14 protein-coding genes are annotated in these 18,246 nt (G+C 62.3%); 10 read left to right on the top strand and 4 right to left on the bottom strand.

What is annotated here, in order from left to right:
- Nucleotides 1-5 precede the first annotated feature (5 nt).
- Nucleotides 6-1,928: an SEC-C domain-containing protein gene (locus ACYP01_RS13285; protein WP_459680473.1), complete on the top strand. Its 1,923-nt coding sequence runs from the start codon at nt 6-8 to the stop codon at nt 1,926-1,928.
- A gap of 36 nt (nt 1,929-1,964) precedes the next feature.
- Here ACYP01_RS13285 and ACYP01_RS13280 read toward each other — a convergent pair whose 3' ends face one another.
- Nucleotides 1,965-3,395: a coniferyl aldehyde dehydrogenase gene (locus ACYP01_RS13280; RefSeq protein ID WP_314675500.1), complete on the bottom strand. Its 1,431-nt coding sequence runs from the start codon at nt 3,393-3,395 to the stop codon at nt 1,965-1,967.
- Nucleotides 3,396-3,504: 109 nt separating this feature from the next.
- Here ACYP01_RS13280 and ACYP01_RS13275 point away from each other — a divergent pair, with 109 nt between their 5' ends.
- From ACYP01_RS13275 to ACYP01_RS13255, 5 genes are all read left to right on the top strand, one after another.
- Complete coding sequence (locus ACYP01_RS13275; RefSeq protein ID WP_003939812.1) at nt 3,505-4,302, top strand: enoyl-CoA hydratase; 798 nt, start codon at nt 3,505-3,507, stop codon at nt 4,300-4,302.
- A gap of 45 nt (nt 4,303-4,347) precedes the next feature.
- Complete coding sequence (locus ACYP01_RS13270) at nt 4,348-5,868, top strand: acyl-CoA synthetase (RefSeq protein ID WP_003940405.1); 1,521 nt, start codon at nt 4,348-4,350, stop codon at nt 5,866-5,868.
- A 120-nt stretch (nt 5,869-5,988) separates the two neighbouring features.
- Nucleotides 5,989-7,155: an acyl-CoA dehydrogenase family protein gene (locus tag ACYP01_RS13265; RefSeq protein ID WP_007729538.1), complete on the top strand. Its 1,167-nt coding sequence runs from the start codon at nt 5,989-5,991 to the stop codon at nt 7,153-7,155.
- A 42-nt stretch (nt 7,156-7,197) separates the two neighbouring features.
- On the top strand, nt 7,198-7,938 hold the full coding sequence (gene fabG / locus ACYP01_RS13260) for a 3-oxoacyl-ACP reductase FabG (protein WP_003940214.1): 741 nt from the start codon (nt 7,198-7,200) through the stop codon (nt 7,936-7,938).
- 72 nt (nt 7,939-8,010) lie between these two features.
- Nucleotides 8,011-9,207: a CaiB/BaiF CoA transferase family protein gene (locus ACYP01_RS13255; protein ID WP_007729534.1), complete on the top strand. Its 1,197-nt coding sequence runs from the start codon at nt 8,011-8,013 to the stop codon at nt 9,205-9,207.
- 5 nt (nt 9,208-9,212) lie between these two features.
- On the opposite strand, the gene ACYP01_RS13250 is transcribed toward ACYP01_RS13255, so the two are convergent.
- Entirely contained in the window at nt 9,213-10,433 is a 1,221-nt protein-coding gene (locus tag ACYP01_RS13250; protein WP_007729531.1) for an acetyl-CoA C-acetyltransferase, read from the bottom strand.
- 310 nt (nt 10,434-10,743) lie between these two features.
- Here ACYP01_RS13250 and ACYP01_RS13245 point away from each other — a divergent pair, with 310 nt between their 5' ends.
- Nucleotides 10,744-11,934 (top strand): acyl-CoA dehydrogenase family protein, encoded by a 1,191-nt coding sequence (locus ACYP01_RS13245; RefSeq protein ID WP_037128878.1) that lies wholly within the window; start codon nt 10,744-10,746, stop codon nt 11,932-11,934.
- Nucleotides 11,935-11,984: 50 nt separating this feature from the next.
- Here ACYP01_RS13245 and ACYP01_RS13240 read toward each other — a convergent pair whose 3' ends face one another.
- Entirely contained in the window at nt 11,985-13,655 is a 1,671-nt protein-coding gene (locus tag ACYP01_RS13240) for a chitobiase/beta-hexosaminidase C-terminal domain-containing protein (protein WP_459680469.1), read from the bottom strand.
- Between the two features lie 182 nt (nt 13,656-13,837).
- Between ACYP01_RS13240 and ACYP01_RS13235 the strand changes: the two genes are divergently transcribed.
- Nucleotides 13,838-14,728 carry a LysR family transcriptional regulator gene (locus ACYP01_RS13235; RefSeq protein ID WP_030537198.1) on the top strand — a complete coding sequence of 297 codons (891 nt, stop codon included), beginning with the start codon at nt 13,838-13,840 and terminating at the stop codon, nt 14,726-14,728.
- Here ACYP01_RS13235 and ACYP01_RS13230 read toward each other — a convergent pair.
- Complete coding sequence (locus tag ACYP01_RS13230; RefSeq protein WP_042923979.1) at nt 14,662-15,606, bottom strand: LysR family transcriptional regulator; 945 nt, start codon at nt 15,604-15,606, stop codon at nt 14,662-14,664. The two genes, ACYP01_RS13235 and ACYP01_RS13230, sit on opposite strands and share 67 nt — an antisense overlap.
- A 187-nt stretch (nt 15,607-15,793) precedes the next feature.
- On the opposite strand from ACYP01_RS13230, the gene ACYP01_RS13225 reads away from it, so the two are divergent.
- Nucleotides 15,794-17,353 (top strand): long-chain-fatty-acid--CoA ligase, encoded by a 1,560-nt coding sequence (locus ACYP01_RS13225; protein ID WP_459680467.1) that lies wholly within the window; start codon nt 15,794-15,796, stop codon nt 17,351-17,353.
- On the top strand, nt 17,350-18,246 hold an 897-nt coding region (locus ACYP01_RS13220), incomplete at its 3' end, for an MBL fold metallo-hydrolase (protein WP_459680465.1). The genes ACYP01_RS13225 and ACYP01_RS13220, both read left to right, overlap by 4 nt.

The raw sequence follows: 18,246 nt of genomic DNA, 5'->3' as shown, positions 1-18,246 counted from the left end.
GATAGGTGAACGAACCGATGGATGCCAATGACTTGATCGCCGAAGCCGCGATGGAGTTGTTGCGTGAGCACGGCCCGCAGACAGCGGCGGACTGGGGCACTCTGTTGGCTGACGCCGGCCACGGCACAGCCGAGGACATGACCGAATTCGTCGAGTACGTCGAGGACCCGTTGCTCGGATACTTGAGTGAGGAACGGTACGCCGCCCTCGACACGTTGTTCGAGCATCGAGTGTTGACCCATCGGCTCACCGAAGCGGAAATCAGGTCCGGCGTTCTCGACGCGAACCCCGATCTGATGATGCTGCGGGTTTTCCTCGATCGTGACGACGACGAGATTCACGGCATCAGCGTCGTGCACCGCGGGATAGACGACGACCTGTTGGCTGATCGTGGGATCGAAGATCCGGAGTTCCCACACGACGAAGGCTTTCTACTCGACACCGACACCCTTGCCGAGTGCTCGGCAGGTGACTTGATCGGATTGTTCGTCGCTGACCGTGAGCTGACGCTCTGCACCATCCCCGAGGTACTGGATCCCGCACCCGGATTCGGCGAGCACCTGGCGACGGTCCTTGCCGACATCGGTGCTGACACCCTCGATGCCATTGTCTGGCAGTTGATGCTCGACGAGCCGTCGCTGTTCCGTCAGCCGACCGCCCCGCTGGGCGAGATGCTCGAGGCGTCAGGTTACGTCCGCGACGGTGACTACGTTGCGGTCGACGGATTCGATTTCGAGGCATACCACCTGGCGAACCGGGCCCGCATGCTCGAGGTCCGCGAGAATCTGCACCCCGAAGAAGCCGCGTCGGTGATCGCCTTCGTCGATGTGGTCATGGCCGCGAAAGCCGAAGGCGTCGAGGATGTCTCGGACTGGGCGCGCAAGCAGATCAAGGAGGATCCGCAGGCCTTCGCCGGCCTCGTCGAGCCGCCCGCGGCTGCGGCAGCGTTGGAGCTGTTGTCCGAACTCGACGATCATGATTCCGTATTGCATTCTGTTGCAACTGCTCTCGCCGAGAAAGGGTCGCGTCGTGTCAAGCCGGCAGCGCACTGGCTGGCGGGCAAGGCTTCGGATCGTCTCGGCAAGATCCTGGCCGCTGAGGCGTCGTACGAATCAGCGCACGATCTCGATCCCGACTGGACTCCCGCGATCTTCGATCTGGCGCTACTGGCCGCCGATCGAAGCGATGTGACGCGCGCGCTGGCTTTGCTGGGCCGAATCGAGGGTGGCGAGTCCGAGGTTCTGCACGAGGTTCTTCAGCGCTACGCCCCGGCCGAGCACCCCGAACTCGGACGAAATGACAAGTGCTGGTGCGGTTCCGGGCGAAAGTTCAAGGTTTGCCATCTCGGTAAGTCCGAGGTGACGTTCGACGACCGGGCCAGCTGGCTCTACGTCAAGGCTCAGTTGTTCTCGCGCACGCCGGAGTACTTCGACGCCGTGTTCGATCTTGCGCTCATCCGTGCCGAGCAGTTCAACAGCGAAGAAGCACTGACGCTGGCCGTCGAAGGTGGTTTGGCCGTCGACGCTGCTTTGTTCGACGCCGGCATCTTCGCGGCTTTTGTCGAGCGCCGCGGAGAACTGCTGCCTGCCGACGAACGCGAACTGGCCGATCAGTGGTTGTCGATTCCGCGGTCGGTGTACAAGGTCGCCTCGACGGAGCCGGGACAGTTGGTGACCCTCAGCGACGTCCGCAACGGGCATCTGGTGAAGGTCACGGACGAGTGGGGCTCGCTGAACCTCGAGCCAGGCACACTCGTGTGTGCTCGTGTTCTCCCCGCCGGGTCCACGATGCGCACGTTCGGTGGCATCGAACCGCTTGCGGTAGAAGACAAGAAGGAGTTGATCCAACTGATCGAGTCTGAGGACACCGAGCCGGGTCAGCTGGTGGAGTTCCTCAGTCGCGGCCTTGCCGGTGCGCCTTTCCGGTAGCGCGAACTACCAAAAAGGCGCACGGGGCCGGAGGCCCTAGGGCGTTACCTGAGCCAACATCATCTGCTCGAAACCCTCACCGTACGGCGGGAGCATTCCCCACTCGCCGCGTGGGTCATGCTGCGCTGCTTCGAATACCGTTCGGGCGTGACTGAACTCGAGGAAACCCTCGCGGCCGTGGTAGTGCCCGATACCCGAAGCCCCGACGCCGCCGAAGGGTGCGTCGCTCAGCCCGGGGTGAGACATTGCGTCGTTGATGGTGACGCCGCCCGAGACGGTGCGTTCGAGTACGGATTCCTTCTCGTCCAGATCGGTTCCGAAGTAGTACAGCGCCAACGGTTTCGGTCGTGAATTGATGTCGGCGACGACGTTGTCGAGCTGGTCGTACGGCAAGACGACGACGGCCGGCCCGAAGATCTCCTCCTTCATGATCTGCGCGTCGGTCGGAGGGTCGACCACGATTCGCAGTGGGCGACGACGAGTGTCTGCGGAGAGTTCTTCGTCGGGAACGGTGATGATCCGTGCCCCACGTTCTTCGGCGTCCGCGATGTACCCCTCGATGCGTGCGAGGTGACGATCGCTGACTATCGAGACCATGTCTTTGTTGTCGGCGATCGTGGGAAACAGTCCCGTGAACTGGTCGGTGAACGCGTCGATGAATGCTTCCGTGTTCTCGCGCGGAACGTAGATCAGATCGGGAGAGACACAGAGTTGACCGGCGTTGGTGGACTTCGCGATAGCCAAACGCGAAGCAGCAGAGCTGATATCGGCACTGCGGCTCAAGACGCTCGGTGACTTGCCGCCGAGTTCGAGGGTGACCGGCACCAGGTTCTTCGCAGCATTGGCCATGACCAGCTTTCCGACGGTCGTGCTGCCGGTGAAGACGAGGTGGTCGAAAGGCAGCGACGTCAGCCGATCAGCGACTTCCGGGCCGCCGGTCACCACTGCGACCTCCACGGGGTCGAGAGTTCGACGCGCCGCCTCGGCCAGGACGGCCGCAGTATTGGGCACGATCTCCGACGGTTTGAGAACGGCGCGATTTCCCGCTCCGAGGGCGCAGGCGAGCGGGCTCAGGAGAGTGAACAGGGGAGCATTCCAGGTTCCGATGATGCCGATCGAACCCTTCGGCTGGTACGACACGTACGCCGTGGCACCCAACTGGTCCTGCATCGCTCCGGTAGCTCTCGGTGAGCGAATCATCCACTCTTCGAGCGAATCACGAACGTGCTTGAGTGAAACCATCGACCCGAGAACGTCATTCATCACCGAGTAGGCCGGGATTCGGCCGCCGAAGTCTTCGTTGATCGCCTCGGTCAGATCCTTGTGGTTTGCCACCAGTAGATCGACGACGCGTTGAATGCGCTCGCGTCGTGTCTGCGCGGACGGAAGACCAGCGGCTCGAGTTGCTTCCTGCTGAGCGCGCAGAATCTCTTCGAGATCAGTGGTGACGGCGACATCGGTGCTCATGGGCACTCCTCGTAGTGGCGAAGTATTGACCGGACCGTATCGACGCGGTGCGAGTGGATGCCCTTTTCGTCTCGTTGACCGGGACGGATTCGATTGGTAGAGAGAACACATGTCGCAGACACAGGTAGAAGACACTGCAGTGAAGATTTCCGTCGAGGAATCGGTGGGACTCGGTTTCCTGACGCTCGATCGGCCGGCGCGCCGCAATCCGCTCTCGGCGGAGACCATGCGTGAGGTGACGGCTGCCCTTGTCGAATTGTCTGTAGACGAGCGCGTGCGGGTCGTGATCGTGCGCGCCGAAGGCCCGGTGTTCTCCGCCGGACACGATCTGACGGAGATGATCGGGAGAACCCTCGAGGACGAGCGGGCGATCTTCGACGGCTGTACCGAGATGATGGAGACCGTACAGCGGATTCCGCAGCCGGTGATTGCCGCAGTACAGGGCCCGGCTATCGCGGCGGGCTGCCAATTGGCCGCGTCGTGTGATCTGGTTGTTGCTGCGTCGAATGCTGTCTTCGGCACGCCGGGCGTCAAGATCGGACTGTTCTGCTCGACGCCCATGGTGGCGCTGAGCAGGGCAGTAGGGCGCAAGCGCTCGATGCAGATGTTGCTCACCGGGCAGACGATCGACGCCGACACCGCTGCGGACTGGGGTCTGGTGAACTTCGTCGTCGCGCCCGAAGACCTGGACCGAGAGGTGCGCGAACTGGCCGCCAAGATCACGACGGCCAGCCCCTTGACGGTGAAGATCGGTAAGCAGGCGTTCTATCGCCAGATCGATCTGCCGCAAGCGCAGGCGTACGAGGCGATGGCGGAAACTATGGCAACCAACGCCGTGACCTGCGACGCTCAGGAAGGTATGCAGGCCTTTGTGGACAAGCGAAAGCCCGAATGGCGCAATAAGTAACGATCGCTCTTCCGGTTTAGTTGGACGTCCTATAACCTGAGGCGCATGAGCCTGGATCCACGCACCAACACTGTCGACGGAGTGCTTCGGCGCTCGGCAGCCAAGTACCCCGACCGTGTAGCCGTCGTCTTCGAAGATCGCACTCGCACCTACCGCGAACTCGACGACGCGGTGACGCGGGTCGCCGCCTACTTGCTCGGTCTGGGGCTCGAACACGGCGACCGCGTCGCGGCATACGGAACCAACTCCGACGCCTATGCAATCGGATTTCTTGCCTGTGCACGAGCAGGTTTGGTGCATGTTCCGGTCAATTACGCACTGAAGGGGGAGGAACTCCGGTACCTCGTGGCGCAGTCAGGCGCCCGCGCGGTGTTGGTGGATCCGGCATTGGCGCCGACGCTCGACTCGGTACGCTCCGACCTCGATCTCGATCACGTGATCGCACTGCGGGACGCGGAACTGTCCGTCGTCACGATCGGTGAGGCAGGCGAGGTGCCGGTCTTCGAACCGCGTGCGACGTCGACCGATCTGGCGCAACTCCTGTACACCTCGGGCACCACCTCGAAGCCCAAGGGCGCCATGATGTCTCACGGTGCACTGGTTCACGAGTACGTGTCCTCGGTGATCGCGCTCGGCCTCGACAAGAACGACAACCCGCTGATCTGCATGCCGATGTACCACTCCGCGGGCATGCACGTCTTCATGCTGCCGTACCTGTCCGTCGGCGCGACGGTCAGTCTGATGCAGGCGCCGGACATCCCGGAAATCCTGCGCCGTGTCGAAGCCGAAAAGATCGGATCGCTGTTCCTGGCGCCGACCGTGTGGGTACCGCTGGCCAACCATCCGGACCTCGAGACCCGCGATCTGTCTTCGCTGAAGAAGGCGCAGTACGGCGCCTCGATCATGCCGGTCACCGTGCTCAATCGTCTGCGCGAGCGCTACCCGGACATCGGTTTCTACAACTGCTTCGGCCAGTCCGAAATCGGCCCACTGGCAACAGTTCTCCAGCCCAGCGAGCATGCTGATCGCCCGTCTTCCTGTGGTCGCGCGGTGTTCTTCGTCGAAACCCGCGTCGTCGACGCCGACGGAAACGATGTCGCCGACGGTGAGTCCGGCGAGGTTCTCTACCGCTCACCGCAGCTGTGCAACGGCTACTGGGAGAATCCGGAAGCCACCGCCGAGGCATTCCGTGACGGCTGGTTCCATTCGGGCGATCTGGTCGTGCGGGACGAAGAAGGTTTCATCACGGTCGTCGACCGGATCAAGGACGTCATCAACACCGGCGGCATCCTGGTGGCGTCACGCGAGGTCGAAGATGCGGTCTACACGCACCCCGCCGTGGCAGAAGTTGCCGTGATCGGTACGCCCGACGAGAAGTGGATCGAGGCCGTCACCGCGATCGTCGTGCTCAAGGACGGCAACGACGAGTTGACGCCCGAGGCGTTGATTGCCCACGTCAAGGAGCGAATCGCTCCGTTCAAGGTGCCCAAGCATGTCCGTTTCGTGGCCGAGCTTCCGCGCAACCAGAGCGGCAAGCTACTGAAGCGGGAACTGCGCACCGTCTGAAGCTTGCTATAGGTTCTGCCTTACCTTCGGTTCGTTTTCAGGTCTTTGACTCCGATTGCCTCACGGTATTGACTTCGGGGGACGGCATGGACTTCGGAAACAGCAAGGTGAGTGGTGGGAATGCAGGTCGACGCAGATGACTTCGCAGATATCTTGGCGACTGCGCGGGAGTTCATCCGTAAGGAAGTAGTTCCGCGTGAGCAGGAGATAGCCGACACCGACGCCATTCCTGAGGACATACGCAAGAAGGCCGCAGCTATCGGGCTCTTCGGTTACGCGATCCCTCAGGAATGGGGTGGGCTCGGACTCGACCTCACCCAAGACGTCGAACTGGCAATGGAATTCGGCTACACGTCTCTGGCGCTGCGTTCGATGTTCGGTACCAACAACGGAATTGCCGGACAGGTGCTGGTCGGCTTCGGTACCGACGAGCAGAAGGCTCAGTGGCTCGAGCGCATCGCCTCCGGTGATGTCGTGGCTTCCTTTGCTCTCACCGAACCGGGCGCGGGCTCCAACCCGGCCGGCCTTCGGACCAAGGCAGTGCTGGACGGATCCGACTGGGTGATCGACGGCAACAAGCGGTTCATCACCAATGCTCCACTGGCGCAGCTGTTCGTGGTGTTCGCGCGCACTCGCCCGGCGGATTCCGATGGTCCGGGAATTGCAGTGTTCCTGGTTCCGGCTGACACGCCAGGTGTCACGGTCGGTCCCAAGGACAAGAAGATGGGTCAGGAAGGTGCTTGGACCTCCGAGGTCACCTTCGACAACGTCCGAGTTCCCGAGTCGGCCCTCGTCGGTGGCGACCAGGACACCGGATACCGCGCAGCGATGACGTCTCTCGCGCGCGGACGAGTCCATATCGCGGCGCTCTCGGTGGGAGCAGCACAGCGAGCGCTCGACGAATCTGTCGCGTTCTCCGTGGTCACGGAACAGGGCGGCACCGCGATCGGCGACTTCCAGCTGGTTCAAGCGATGTTGGCAGACCAGCAAGCCGGTGTGATGGCAGGGCGCGCGATGGTGCGCGAGGTGGCCGCGCGGTACGTCAGCGGTGAGGATCGCCGTCTCGGGCCTTCGGCGGCAAAGCTTTTCTGCACCGAGATGGTGGGCAAGGTCGCGGATCTCGCCGTGCAGATCCACGGGGGCAACGGGTACATGCGCGGTGTTCCGGTCGAACGCATCTACCGTGAAGTTCGCCTGTTGCGCCTGTACGAGGGAACCAGCGAGATCCAGCGTCTGATTCTCGGTGGTGGGCTCGTGGCGCAAGCGAAAAAGCAAAACCAGCGCTGACACATTTTCCAGACGAGCTTTAACCTCACGAACGGAGTGGACATGGGATTATTGGACGGCAAGGTTGCGGTAGTGACCGGCGGAGCCCAGGGCATCGGGCTCGAAATTGCGCGCACCTTCATCAAGGAAGGCGCGACCGTCGTTCTCGGCGACATCAACGAAACCGTGGGAACGGCTGCGGTCGCCGAACTCGGTGGAGAGTCGGTCGCCCGTTTCGCTTCCTGCGACGTGCGTGACTCCGGACAGGTCGAGGCCATGCTCGATCTGGCCGAAAGCGCTTTCGGTCCAGTCGATGTCATGGTCAACAACGCCGGCATGACGCGCGACGCCACGATGCGGAAGATGACCGAGCAGGACTTCGACGACGTGATCGCCGTTCACCTCAAGGGCGCCTGGAACGGAACACGCGCTGCCGCCGCCCGCATGCGCGAGCGTGAGACGGGCGCGATCGTGAACATCTCGTCGATCTCCGGCAAGGTGGGCATGCTCGGGCAGACCAACTACTCGGCCGCGAAGGCCGGGATCGTCGGTCTGACGAAGGCCGCGGCAAAAGAGGTCGCGTTCAAGAACGTTCGCGTCAACGCCGTTCAGCCCGGACTGGTCCGCACGGCGATGACCGAGGCGATGCCCGAACGGATCTGGAACGAGAAACTTGCCGAGATTCCGATGGGGCGCGCAGCCGAGCCTTCGGAAGTTGCTTCGGTTGTGCTGTTCCTCGCGAGCGACCTCTCGAGCTACATGACCGGCACGGTTCTCGAGATCACCGGCGGCCGCCACATCTGATCCGTCCTGTTCGAGTGCAAGAATTCAGAGTGTGAGAATTCTGGGTGTAAAACTTCTGGGGTGACTACTGACATGGGACAGCCGAACTCGGATCTTCCGCTCGACGGAATCACCGTAGTTGCACTCGAACAGGCGGTGGCGGCACCGCTCGCCACCAGACATCTCGCGGACATGGGTGCGCGGGTGATCAAGATAGAACGCGTCGGCGAGGGTGACTTCGCGCGTCACTACGACCAGGCGGTTCACGGTCAGGCATCACACTTCGTGTGGCTCAACCGTTCCAAGGAATCGATCGCCGTCGATGTGAAGTCGGAAGCCGGCCGGCAGATCCTTCTCGATCTGGTCGCGCGAGCCGATGTGTTCCTGCAGAACCTGGCTCCCGACGCAGCCGCGAGACTGGGGTTCGGCGCGGAGGAACTGCGCGATAAATACCCACGGCTCATCGTGATCGACATGTCCGGCTACGGCAGTGCCGGCCCGCGGCGCGAGCGTAAGGCCTACGACATGTTGGTCCAAGCCGAGACCGGAATGATCTCCGTGACAGGCACACCGGAGACGGCCACCAAGACCGGCATCCCGGTCTCCGACATCGCGGCAGGAATGTACGCGCTGACTTCGATTCTGAGCGCCCTGTTCCGTAGAGAGCGAACGGGCAAGGGAGCGCTCGTCGAGGTCTCGATGTTCGATTCCACCGTCGAGTGGCTGGGCCATCCGATGTACATGAAAATGTATGCGGACAAGCAGATTCCACGTGTCGGTCTCGGCCATGCCGCGATCGTTCCCTACGATTCGTATCCCACGGCCGACGGCGAAATCCTGATCGGCGTCCAGAACGATCGTGGATGGCGAGCGCTGATGGTGGACGTGTTCGAGCGAGAGGATCTGGTCGATCATCCGCGTTACCGCACCAACATCGTGCGCGTCGAAAACCGTGGCGAGGTAGACGAATTGGTGGGCTCTCTGACGCGTCTGTACTCGACGACAGATCTGGATCAGCGTCTGGCCGCCGCTGGTGTTCCGGCCGCGGCACTCAACGACATGGCCGGTCTGCTGGAACATCCGCAGCTGGAGAAGCGTGCCAGATGGCGGTCCGTGGGCACCGAGAACGGTCCGATCGATGCCGTGCTGCCTCCGATGACGTATTCGGATGTCGAAATGCGCATGGGTGACGTTCCGGCACTCGGCCAGCAGACGGATTCTCTGCTGGCCGAGTTGGGACTTACGGGCGACCGGATCGCGGAACTTCGCCGCGACGGATCGATTGGTTAACGCTTCTAGCGTCGCAGGTTCTCGAACACCGCGGCAATCCCTTGTCCGCCACCGATACACATGGTCTCGATCCCGTACCGTGCCTGGCGCCGGTCGAGTTCGCGCAGCAGGTTGGCGAGGATCCGCCCACCGGTAGCGCCGACAGGATGTCCGAGCGAGATTCCGGAACCGTTGACGTTGAAGCGTTCTTCGATGTCCTGCGCGCTCAATCCCCAGGCTTTGGCGCACGCGAGAACCTGGGCGGCGAAGGCCTCGTTGACTTCGATGAGGTCGATGTCGTCCAGCGACAGATCGACACGGGAGAGAGCTTTCGCCACGGCAGGCACCGGTCCGATGCCCATCCGGTTCGGCTCCACACCGGCCACACCCCAGCTGACCAGTTTCGCGAACGGCCGCAGGCCAAGGCGTTCGGCGTTGGCCGCAGTGGTGACGATGGCCGCGGCTCCGGCGTCGTTCTGGCCGCAGGCGTTTCCGGCGGTGACTGTTGCTTCAGGGTCGACGCGACCTCGAATGGGGCGCAGTGCAGCAAGATCGGACAGTTGTATCCCTCGGCGCGGATGCTCGTCTTGGGTGACGACTGTCTGCTCACCACGGCGTCCGGGCACCGAAACGGGAATGGTCTCGTCGTCGAAGTACCCACTGTCTTGGGCGTGAACGGCCCGTTCGTGCGATCGCACCGCGTATCGGTCCTGCTCGTCGCGGGTGATCGAGTACTCCCGGCGCAAGTTCTCAGCGGTCTCGATCATGCCGCCTTCCACCGGAAAGTTGACTCCGCCGGAGTTCGTGCGCGGTTTGGCCAATCGGTCGTGGAACTCGACGGAAGGGCGCTTTGTGCCCCAACGCATGTCGGTGGAGTAGAACTCGGTTCCGCTCATGCTCTCCGCGCCGCCGGCGATGACCAGATCACTCATCCCGGTCTGTACCTGCATCGCGGCGTAGATGATCGCCTGCAATCCCGAACCGCAACGGCGATCGAGTTGTATTCCGGGAACGGACACGTCGAGACCGGCGTCGAGTGCCGCGATTCGCCCGATGGCCGCGGCCTCTCCGTTGGCGTACCCCTGACCGAAGATGACGTCGTCGACATCGGTGGACGCAATGCCGGTTCGTTCGACGAGGCCACGCACAACAGTGCCGGCGAGTGTGGTGACGGGAACGTCCTTGAAGACTCCGCCGAATCCGCCCACCGGGGTGCGAACGGGTTCACAGATGACTGCGTCGTGCATGGAATGCGCCTGTCTCGAGGAGAGGTGGGGAATGCGTCGCGTGAACGGGCCGATCGAAGGGCCCACCGCGACCTGGCCACTCGAATATCCAGCACGCGTGGCGCGGTTGTCAACAGCAGGAACGACCTGTTCGGACATAGTTTCCGCCATACGGTTCGTATGCGAAATCGACTTTGACACATATACCGTTCGGGGATTGAATGGATACAGCGTCTCTGCCGCACACACGTCGCGGCGGGATGAAAGTTCCTGGAGTCGAATCAATTTCGTCGACCGGGAGGGCACGAAGTACCGACTGACAGGTGGAACAGTGACTCGTTTGGCGCAGACGGCGGGATTGACCGAAACTCAGACCGATATCGTCGGGGCGGTACGCGAGTTCGTCGATCGTGTGGTCATCCCCGCGGCGCAGGAACTCGAACACTCGGATACGTACCCGACCGACATCGTCAACCAGATGAAGGACATGGGTCTGTTCGGACTGACCATCGACCCCGAGTACGGGGGTATCGGCGAATCATTGCTCACCTACGCGCTGTGCGTCGAAGAATTGGCCCGTGGATGGATGAGCGTGTCCGGTGTCATCAACACGCATTTCATCGTGGCTCACATGATTTCGGCGCACGGGACGCCGGAACAGAAGGCGAAGTACCTGCCGCGTTTGGCTTCCGGGGAACTCACCGGTGCATTTTCCATGTCGGAGCCTGCCCTCGGTTCCGATGTTGCTGCCATATCGACCAAGGCGAAGCGGACGGACTCCGGCGATTACGTGATCACCGGCCAGAAGATGTGGCTGACCAACGGGGGTTCCTCGACCTTGGTGGCAGTCCTGGTCAAGACGGACGAGGGCGCGGAGAAGCCGCACAACAATCTGACGACGATATTGATCGAGAAACCCGCAGGTTTCGGCGAGGTACTCCCGGGCCTGACCATTCCGGGCAAGCTCGAGAAGATGGGGTACAAGGGAATCGACACCACGGAGATGATCTTCGACGGTTTCGAGATCGGAGCCGAGGAGGTTCTCGGTGGCACCCCTGGCTCGGGATTTCGGCACATGATGGACGGCGTCGAGGTCGGCCGGGTCAACGTCGCCGCGCGTGCCTGCGGAATTGCCCAGCGCGCTTTCGAACTGGCGGTCACCTACGCCAAGCAACGCGAGACTTTCGGCAAGCCGATCGCCGAGCATCAGGCCATCGCGTTCCGGATCGCCGAGATGGGCACCAAAGTCGAAGCGGCACATCTGATGATGGTCAACGCTGCCAGGCTCAAGGACTCGGGTGAGCGCAACGATGTCGCCGCGGGTATGGCGAAGTATCTGGCGAGTGAATTCTGCTCGGAGGTCACCCAGGACAGCTTCCGTATCCACGGCGGATACGGCTATTCCAAGGAATACGAGATCGAGCGGTTGATGCGTGAGGCGCCGTTCCTTCTGATCGGTGAAGGCACCAGCGACATCCAGAAGCAGATCATCAGCAAGGGCCTGCTTCGCACGTACAACTGAGCCGAGAAGCGGCACCGCGAATATGCGCGGTGCCGCTTAGTCGTGTCGGGTCAGCGGGTGAAGGCCAGGGTTGTCACCGGTGACCGGTTGCCGTATGCGTCAACGGCTTCGACGCGGGCTTCGTATGCGGTGCCCGCTGCGGCATCGGGAATCGGAATGTCGAGGCTGTTCGGCCGCGGCATGAAGTAGAAGTCCGAGAGCACCTTCGACGCGACCACCTTCGCTCCGGTGGCTGTGTCCGTGACCTCGACGGCGTAGTGGTGCACCATCTGATCGTCCTTGGCCTGCGCGATCCTCAGTGCGGTCGCACCGTTTTCGCCGGTCGTCACCGAGAGCGGAGTGCTCGAGGTGAACTCCGGCGCGTGCGTGTTCCGTGCGCCCGAGGTGTAGCGGAAGTTGTCCTTGATCTGCTGGTTGGTCGACCCGTCGAGTTCGACCGTCCACCCCGAACCGCTCAGCGTGCCCGCGCTCGAGTACGGCGGCTGCCAGTTGGCTGACCACGCGTCACCGGCGTAGATGTCGTGCTTGTCTGCCGCCATGTTGATTCGGTTGATTTCCGTGCGGTCCTGGTAGACCTCGACGAAGAGCGCTTGGGCAGTGGGTGATTCGAAACGGTTCGCGAGACCGGACTCGGTCACCATCTGGTAGCCGTGATCGATTTCGATGTACGACATCGAGCCGTCGTTGACCGACGTGAAGTCACGCTGATGGATCGACCGGTCGTCGTTGTTGTTCAGATGTGAGTGCCCGGAGAAGAAGATTGCCTGAGGGAAGGCACTCAGGTCTTCGGTCAATCGAGGGTTCGACGCCTGCTGGCCGTCCATGGCTGTGTTGCTTGCCGGCCGGTGTCCCTGGACCAGGATCGGCTTGGTCAGGTTCCCGGACTCCGCGGTGATTTCGGTCAGGCGGGACTTCAGCCAATTGCGTTGCGCTGAATCATTGTTGTAGGTTTCGGTGTTGACCGTGAAGAGATGGACACCACTGACGTCGGATTCGTAGTATCCGCCACCGGAATCCGGAAACCACTCCGCCGGATATCCGGCTCTGATCGCCGCGAGACTTGCATCGTGATTGCCGTTGGAGATCAGGAGTTGTGTGTCGTTCATGCCCTTCCGGGCGAGGTTTGCCTGGAAGATTTCTGCGACGATCTTGTGGTCGGGCCCCTTGCCGTCTCCGTTGTCGTTGATCATGTCCCCGTTGGAGAGGATAGCGTCGGGTTTCGGGAAGATGGAACCGATTGTGTCGAAGAAGCTTTCGTACTTCTTGTCGTTGTTCGCGTGATCGCCGACGTGGACGTCGGACATCACGACGACCTGAGCCAGCGGCTTTTCCGAGGTCTTGATCAGGTAGCCGAACGAGACGGCCGCGCTCGCGTGATCGCCGCGGAAAGCTGCGACAGTGACGTTGGTGTCCTGTGCGATGTGCAGCGGACGTCCCGGCGTGGCAGCTTGGCTGTCGGTGGTGGGTGTCGTTCCGTCCACGGTGTAGCGGACGGTGGCGCCGCGCTCGGCGGTGAAGGTCAGGTCGACGGGGTGCTCGTACCGTCCGCCGGGGACGCTGACGCCGGGCGCTGCGGGCGGCGTGTTGTTCTCGCCCGAAGAGCTGCCCCATTCGAAGGACGAACTGCCCCAGCCGGGTTCGGCGTGGGATTCGGCGGGGGCGATGCCGGGAACGGCGAGAGCCGCGGTCACGGCTGCTATCGCGATGGTCGTACGTCTCACGAGGATTCCTTGTCTTCGACGCGGTGGTTCAGACCTATCCGTAATTGGTCTGGACCAATTACGGTAGGTGGCGCCGGGTAGAAGAAGGTGTGTCCTGAATGTCCGATTAATGAAGCGTGTGTGAACACCCTGCAGTGCTTGGTACCGGTATTCCTGTCTGCGTTTATGGCAAAGTCGATGGAGTGGACCTACGTCAGATCGAGTACTTCCTTGCCGTTGCCGGTGGTGAGTCCTTGTCGACGGCAGCGCAGAATCTGTCGGTCACCAAGCCGTCGCTGTCGCAGGGTATTCGTGGCCTCGAGCGTGAACTCGGAGTCGAACTGTTTCACCGTGTCGGTCGCGGTTTGGTGCTGACGGCAGCAGGTCGGGCGTTGGTAGGGCCGGCGAGGCAGATGACTCGCAGCAGCGCGGCCGCGTTCGACGTCGCGATCGGTACGGCCGACGAGCCTCGTGGCCGGCTCGACATCTGCTCCGCGGCACATGGTCTCGAAGGTCCGATCGCACGCATCGTGGCGGACTTTCGTGAGCGGTGGCCTGCTGTGACCGTTCGGGTCGGTGAGTTGCCGCAGGGTGCAACGTCTGAGCAGGTGTTGGCAGACGGCGCGTGCGAGGTGGTCTTCAGTTACTGGCCACCCGACATGTCGGCGCTGTCCACGAAAGTGTTGGGGGTGAACGAGTACTGGCTGGCAGTGCCGTCGGGGGTTCATCCTGACGTCTGGCCGAATGGTGTGAAACCCGCTGCGGGAGAGCCGGTGTCATTGACGGCATTGCCCGATCTCCCCGTGGTGGGTGTGCTCAAACACTCGCGGGCTCGCCTTGCCATCGAGTCGTCTCTGCAGGCCGCCGGGGCCCGGACTCGGATGTCGACGGAGTTGGCGCAGCGGGAGACCGTCGGCGCGTTCGTCTTTGCTGGTTTGGGCATGGCATTCATGGAGCGTTCGTTGGCCGAGAGGTCGGTCGCGTCCGGCGCGGAGATATTTCCGGTGGAGCCGGCGATCTCACTGAATTACGGCGTCGAGTTCGATCCGGAGACGCTCTCGCCGTTGGGCAGGCTGTTCGTGGAGGGCTTGTGACGTGGGGAGATGTTCTCGATGTACGCAGACCCGGCCGGTGAGAGCGGGCCGTCGCGGTAGACCAAGATCGTCTGCCGGGTGATCGGTGGGAAAAGCGAGCGAACCTCAGATGCCGGGGAGTCTTGTTCGGCGATCGATCTGGGCAGCAGCGCGGCGCCTACACCTTGCCCGACCATTTCCCGGACAGCAAGGCGATCAGGTACTTCCACGACGACGTCGGTGAGTTCCAGATCGTCGTCGATCGAGTGCCCGCGCCGAACTGCGGATGCCTCGACCACCATCGGCAGGCGCGCGACCACGGTGCGCGGAACCGGATCGGGGAGGTCTGTGGCCAGGCGAATGGGGATCGACAAGACCGTTTCCTGGGTGCTCACGGCAATTTCTCGAAGCCCGTCGGAGACTTCGGCACCCGGGTGGGTCTCGAGAAACCCGAGTTCACACGTACCTGCTCTCACGAGCGCGCGCACGTCCTGTGCGTTGGCGGAGGCGTTCGTGGAGAACCGAATTCCGGGTGCCGTCAGATGGAGGCGTCCGGCGACCTCTGCAACAGGGTCGATGGCGAGATCGGACTGAACCGCTATGGCGAGTTCCCCGGCGCGCAAAGCGGTTACCGCAGCCACCGCGGCCTCGGCCCGAGCAACGTCGGCGAGCAACGTACGGGCAGAATCGGCAACTGCCAGTCCGACCGTGGTGGGAGCCAGACCGCGAGTGGTGCGCTCGAAGAGTGTGGCTCCGAGAGCTCGTTCGAGGTTGCGCACGGCCTGCGAGAGGGACGGTTGCGAGATACGCAGGACGTCCGCGGCGGCAGTGACGCTGCCGTGATCGACGACCGCGACGAGATACTGCGCGCTGCGTATGTCCATCCCGGGTGCCTGCATCTGACGAATTCTCCCAGATGACGGACCCTTGGCGGCGGTGACTTGCTGCGACCTGCTGACATAGGTCTGAGCTATGGCTCTGTGCGCCTTCTCGTCTTTGTGGCGCAGGCCATAGCGATGGTCGACTGTTCCAGTACCACCGACCGCGGTTCGTGCTCGGTGAGTACCTGGAACACAGGAGCGTGATGTGAGCGAGCTTCACCTACCCAACCGGATACGCCACTCGGCGTCGACACGGCCGTCCGATCCGGCAATCACGTGCGGCGACCGAACGTTGACTTGGGCTGAGCTGGATGGCGAGACCAGCACCTTGGCGAGTGCGCTGGCAGAAGTGACCACAACGGGTGCTCGTGTCGGTGCGCTACTGCGTATGGGGCTCGAAGGTGCGGAAACCTTCATCGCATGTGCGAAGGCAGGCGCTGTGTTCATACCGTTGAACTGGCGGCTCAACCCACTCGAACTCGTCGACATCGCCGAGGACGCGGAGCTCGACGTCTTGATCGTCGATGACGAGTTCGCCGCGGGGGCGGCGGCGATGTCCGCAGCGTTGCCGGACATCGAGGTCATAACCGTGGGAGCTGCAGGGAGCCTGCCGGATTCGCGAACCTGGGCGGAGTTCGTGGCATCAGGGACCGGTGTCGACCCCGGACACGGGCACGATCCGGACGCAGCAGTTCTGCAGCTGTACACGTCCGGGACAACCGGCCGGCCCAAGGGCGTCGTGGCCACGCACCGGAATCTGTACAACGAGCCCGAGGGGTTCGATGTCTACGAATTCGGTTCGAATGCAGTCGCACTCGATGCACTTCCCCTCTTTCACATCGCCGGTGCCGGCTGGATGAGTACATGCTTGTCGGCCGGAGTGCCTTTGGTGCTGCTCGGAGACATGGCGCCTGCTCGGGTCGCTGATGCCATCGCGACCCACCGCGTCACCCACGCATTTCTGGTGCCTGCAGTCATTCAGACGCTGGTAGATCTGCCGACTCTCGACAGTTTCGATCTGACCAGCCTGGAGGTGGTCGCCTATGGGGCGTCGCCGATCACTCCGGCACTCCTCGCTCATGCGATGACTGTCTTGAACTGCAAATTCGTCCAGCGATACGGGATGACCGAGACAACGGGTTCGGTATCCGTCCTTCGTGCCTTCGACCATCATGTGAGCGGTCCGCGTTCGGAGTTGCTCCGATCTGCGGGAAAACCGATGATCGGCGTCGAGATCTCCATTCGAGACGTCACAACTGGTGAGGTATTGCCGCCCAACAAATCCGGTGAGATCGTTGCACGCAGCAGAAACAACACTCGCGGGTACTGGCGACGTGACCGAGAGACCGCAGAATTGTTCACTAAGGACGGCTTTCTCCGAACAGGCGACGCCGGCCATCTGGACGACGAGGGGTATCTGTTCGTCACCGATCGCCTCAAGGACATGATCATCACCGGCGGTGAGAACGTCTATCCGATCGAGGTGGAATCCATTCTGGCCGAACACCCCTCGGTTGCCGAGGTCGCGGTGGTCGGGGTTCCGGACAAGCGCTGGGGTGAATCCGTCACCGCGGTGGTCAAACTGGTCGACGGTGCCGACGTGCCGAGCGTCGACGAGTTGATCGCGTTCAGCACAGCGAAGTTGGCGTCGTACAAGAAACCTCGCCAGATCCATTTCGTGGACTCCTTACCTCGCAACGCGAGCGGGAAACTGCTCAAGTCGAGCCTGCGGACCATGCTGAACGCGAGCGGAGAAGCATCATGATCGTGACCGAAGACGTCGGTGTCGCACAACGTGAGGCATGGGCGAACAAAGTCCTTCCACCGGTCGAACAGGTGCGGGACGGATTGTGGTCGATCCCTGTTCCCATGCCGGACAACCCTTTGCGTTACGTGCTCGTCTACGCACTCGCGCTCGACGACGGACTTGCCCTCATCGACGTCGGTTGGGATCACGAACAGTCGTGGCAGGCTCTCGTCGACGGCATAGCATCGATCGGATACCACATTTCCGAAGTGCGCTATGCGGCAATCACGCACCTGCATCCCGATCACTTCGGTCTGGCGCCGCGTCTTCGGCAGGTCAGCGGCGCAACGCTTGCGATGCACGTGGCCGACGCGACGCTCCTCGGATACCACGGTCCCGAGCAGACCCGCGACGACATCAGTGGCTGGAACCTGCAATTGTCCGAACTCGGCGCACCGGCCGAAGTGCTCGACGCGTCTCGGGTCGACCTGGTGCGGTTCGCCGAGCATGAAACCATCGACATTGTTCTGGGAGATGGTGATTCACTCGATCTTCCCGGGTGGAATCTCCGGGCCCAGTGGACACCGGGGCACACTCCCGGACATCTCTGCTTCGTGGAAGAGGACAGAGGCTTGTTGTTCAGCGGCGATCACATGCTGCCGAGGATCAGCCCGAACATCTCCACGATTCCCGGTGAACTCGAGAACCCGCTTCATCGTTATCTTCTCTCGCTCGAGGCGACGACAACACTGGGCGAGTGCGAAGTGCTTCCGGCACATGAATATCGGTTCCGTGGGATCGCCGATCGTGCACGTCAATTGATGGGGCACCACGAGGAGCGATTGGCGGAGATCGTGGCTGCGGTGCAGGATGAGCCTGAATCCACGGCCTGGGAACTCTCACGCACGATC

The organism is Rhodococcus sp. no. 34 (assembly GCF_054589475.1).
Note: the sequence above shows the minus strand (reverse complement) of the source record. Positions and strands in the feature narration are given on the sequence as shown.

Excerpts from the sequence above, each read along its gene's own strand:
- ACYP01_RS13280 (WP_314675500.1), bottom strand. The coding sequence starts at position 3,395 with ATGAGCACCGATGTCGCCGTCACCACTGATCTCGAAGAGATTCTGCGC.
- ACYP01_RS13275 (WP_003939812.1), top strand. The coding sequence starts at position 3,505 with ATGTCGCAGACACAGGTAGAAGACACTGCAGTGAAGATTTCCGTCGAG.
- ACYP01_RS13270 (WP_003940405.1), top strand. The coding sequence starts at position 4,348 with ATGAGCCTGGATCCACGCACCAACACTGTCGACGGAGTGCTTCGGCGC.
- ACYP01_RS13265 (WP_007729538.1), top strand. The coding sequence starts at position 5,989 with ATGCAGGTCGACGCAGATGACTTCGCAGATATCTTGGCGACTGCGCGG.
- fabG (WP_003940214.1), top strand. The coding sequence starts at position 7,198 with ATGGGATTATTGGACGGCAAGGTTGCGGTAGTGACCGGCGGAGCCCAG.
- ACYP01_RS13255 (WP_007729534.1), top strand. The coding sequence starts at position 8,011 with ATGGGACAGCCGAACTCGGATCTTCCGCTCGACGGAATCACCGTAGTT.
- ACYP01_RS13250 (WP_007729531.1), bottom strand. The coding sequence starts at position 10,433 with ATGCACGACGCAGTCATCTGTGAACCCGTTCGCACCCCGGTGGGCGGA.
- ACYP01_RS13230 (WP_042923979.1), bottom strand. The coding sequence starts at position 15,606 with ATGCAGGCACCCGGGATGGACATACGCAGCGCGCAGTATCTCGTCGCG.